The organism is Gemmatimonas sp. (assembly GCF_036405635.1).
Taxonomy (GTDB): Bacteria; Gemmatimonadota; Gemmatimonadetes; order Gemmatimonadales; family Gemmatimonadaceae; genus Gemmatimonas.
In genome coordinates this window covers 1-2398 of the sequence record NZ_DASWXE010000170.1, presented here as the reverse complement: position 1 = coordinate 2398, position 2398 = coordinate 1, and the positions used below count along the sequence as shown (strand labels likewise).

Here is a 2398-nt window from a genome sequence, read left to right as displayed (position 1 = left end):
GGTGGCGCTGCGTGCCGACATGGACGGACTACCGGTCACCGAACTCGTCGACCTGCCGTTCCGCAGCAAGGTGCGCACGCAGTGGCAGGGCGCCGAAGTGGGCGTCATGCATGCCTGCGGTCACGACAATCATGTGGCCATTCTCATGGGCGCGGCGGAAGTACTCGCCGGAATGAAGGCCACTCTGCCCGGCACGGTGAAATTCATCTTCCAGCCGGCCGAGGAAGGACTGGGCGGCGCAGCGGCGATGGTGAAGGACGGTGTGCTCACCAATCCCGCACCAGCGGCAGTGTTTGGCCTGCACGTGTGGCCCACGCCGGTGGGTTCGATCGGACTGCGTGTGGGCCCGCAGATGTCGGCGGCCGGCAACTTCACGATCATCATCAAGGGCAAGCAGACGCACGGTTCGCAGCCGTGGTCGGGTGTCGACCCCATTGTCGTGTCGTCGCAGGTGGTGCTCGGCCTGCAGACCATCGCCAGCCGTCAGGTGAACGTGGCCTACCTGCCGTCGGTGATCACGGTGGGGCAGATCACCGGTGGCAATCGCAGCAACATCATTCCCGACAGTGTGGTGATGGTGGGCACGCTGCGCACATTCGACGACGCCATGCGCGCCGACATTGCCGCCCGCATCACGCGCACCGCCGAAGACATCGCCCACTCGGCCGGCGCCACGGCCATCGTGAAGATCGACAAGGGTGGCCTGGTGCAGGCCAACGACACGTCGCTCACCGATCGCATGCTTCCCACGCTCAAGCGTTCGGCGGGTGCGAATGGTCTGCAGATGATCGGGCCCATCATGGGGTCGGAAGATTTCCCGGAGTTCGCGCGCACCATTCCCAGTGTGTTCTTCTTCCTCGGCGTGACCCCCAAGGGCACCGACATGTCGACGGTGGCGGTGAATCACTCACCGCTGTTCTTCGCCGATGAGGGTGCGCTGGAGACGGGCGTGCGGGCCATGGCGAACCTGGCCACGGACTATTTGAGCGGCCCGGCAGCCCGGAAGTAGTCGGCACTCTGCACAGCGGAAGGAGTATATTTCGGGACTGGCATCGCACCCGGCGATGCCCCTCTCCCGATGTGAGGAGCAGCATGGATCAGCACCAGACAACCGTCTCTTGCCGGCATCACGTGGATGCCGCGCTCTATACGCCTGTCCGGTGCTTCCATGTCTCGTCCTTCATCGCCGTGGCTCGTCGCCACGCAACTCACTGCGCTTCGTCCCGACGGTAGCGCTCTCCTTTCCGACGTCACGCTCTCGGTCGCCAACGAGCGCGTCGGACTGATCGGCCCGAACGGATCGGGCAAGAGCACCCTGCTGCACTGCTTCAGCGGGGAGCGCACGCCCGACGGCGGCACCATCGAGCGCACCGGTCGGATCGGCGTACTCACGCAGCGCAGTACGCTGCCCGAGGACGCCACGGTGGCCCACCTGTTGGGGGTGGCCGATGTGCTCGCCGCGCTGTCCCGCTGCGATGCGGGCCTTGGCTCCGCCGAGGACGTGCAGTGCATCGGTGATCGCTGGGATCTGGCCGACCGGGTCACCGACGCGCTCACAACATTCGGTCTGCAGCACATCACGCCGGATCGGCCACTGCACGATGTGAGCGGCGGTGAGCGCACACGCCTGCGTTTGGCGGCGGTGTTGCTCGACGCGCCCGACCTGCTGCTGCTCGATGAACCCACGAACGATCTCGATGCCACACATCGTGGTGCGGTGCATCAACTCGTGCGTAGCTGGCCTCGTGGGCTTTTGGTGGCCACACACGACCGGTCGCTGCTCGGGCACGTCGATCGTATCGTGGCCATCGAGCGCGGCACCGTGCGCAGCTACGGCGGCAACTGGGATCACTACGTGGAGGAAAGAGATGCTCAGCGTCTGGCCGCCGAGCGTGAGCATGCCAGTGCGCTCGCATCCCGTGATCGTGTTCGGCGTGAACAACAGGCCGCCCGCGAACGACAGGCGCGTCGGGACGCGAGCGGACGACGCGCACGCGGCGATGGTGGCATCCCTCGCATCATGCTGGGCATGATGAAGGAACGCAGCGAAGGCACCGGCGCACGTCTTTCCGGCACTGCCGCTCGTGCCAACGACGAAGCGGATGTCCGTGTACGCGACGCGCGCGACCGTCTTGAAGAACACGCGACGCTGACTCTGCCACCCGCGCGCAGTGGCCTTGCGTCGGGTACGCTGGTGGTCGCTTTGCGCGATGCCACCGTCAGTGTGGTCGATCAAACACCACTGCTGTCGCATGTGCACCTGGAAGTGCGCGGCCCCGAGCGCATTGCGCTGGTGGGTGACAACGGCAGCGGCAAGTCGACGCTGTTGCGGGTGCTCGCCGGACAGCACCCGATAGACGAGCAGGCACTGTATCGTGGTGTGCCACTCACGTCGGTG

Annotated in this window: 2 protein-coding genes; both read left to right on the top strand. The window is 65.8% G+C overall.

The genetic code is table 11. The features are described from left to right. A partial coding sequence (locus VGE27_RS13650) for an amidohydrolase (RefSeq protein WP_331050222.1) occupies positions 1-1009 on the top strand: 1009 nt, incomplete at its 5' end. A gap of 159 nt (positions 1010-1168) precedes the next feature. After that, positions 1169-2398: ATP-binding cassette domain-containing protein (locus VGE27_RS13645; RefSeq protein WP_331050221.1), on the top strand; the 1230-nt coding region annotated here is incomplete at its 3' end.